The sequence below is a fragment of the Hansschlegelia beijingensis genome (assembly GCF_045505405.1).
In the GTDB taxonomy this organism is placed as follows: Bacteria; Pseudomonadota; Alphaproteobacteria; order Rhizobiales; family Methylopilaceae; genus Methylopila; species Methylopila beijingensis_A.
Genome location: NZ_JBJKEX010000659.1, coordinates 1 through 746, shown reverse-complemented (window position 1 = coordinate 746; position 746 = coordinate 1). Strand labels below are relative to the sequence as shown.

General features: G+C 70.1%; 1 protein-coding gene. It reads right to left on the bottom strand.

Annotated features, from left to right (window positions below; translation table 11 throughout):
- On the bottom strand, positions 1-746 hold a 746-nt coding region (locus ACIKT0_RS19460), incomplete at both ends, for a protein-methionine-sulfoxide reductase heme-binding subunit MsrQ (RefSeq protein WP_407106909.1).

Here is a 746-nt window from a genome sequence, read left to right as displayed (position 1 = left end):
GACGAAGCTCGACGCCGCGGCCGCGAGACCGAACAGCAGGACGATCCAGCACGGCCGCAGGCCAAGACGGATCGAGAAGTTGGCGGCGAGCACGCGCGCGGGGTCGACGCCGGTCGCGAGCCCATACCAGGTGGCTTCCGAGAAGGCGGTCGCGAGCGCCGCGGCGACGGCGAGCCCGGCCAGCCAAACCGGGCTGGTCGCCCGCTCTCCCTGGTTCTGCAGGACGCGGCAGCCCATCGCCCAGAGGAACAAGCCCCACATCCAGGCCGGATCGCTGATGTCGAGCTTCGACTGCATGGCGAAGTGCAGCAGAGCCAGCCCCGCGATCGGATAGGCGAGCTTGTGGAGCCGACCCCAGTTGCGGGCGCCCATGCGCTTCACTGCGCCGTCCGTCGATGTCGCGCCGAGCGCCACAAGCCCGATCAGCGCGACGAAGCCGATAGCGAGATAGATGCGAAGCGCGATCTCCGAAACGATCTTCGTCAGCACGAAGTCCTGGTCCATCGCGTAGAGCGCCAGATGAAGCACGGCGTAGGCGAGCGCGGCGAGCCCGATCCGGCGGCGGACCAGCACGAGGCGAGGCCAGTGCAGAAGCTTGCGGAACGGCGTCACGGCGAGCGAGAGCAGCAGGAAGCGGATCGCCCAGTCGCCGGTGAAATGGATCGCACCGGTGATCGGACGGGCCTGCTCGCCGCCGAACGCCGAAGGCGCGGCGCCCCCGAAGGGCGCGGCCGGCGCTCCGGCGG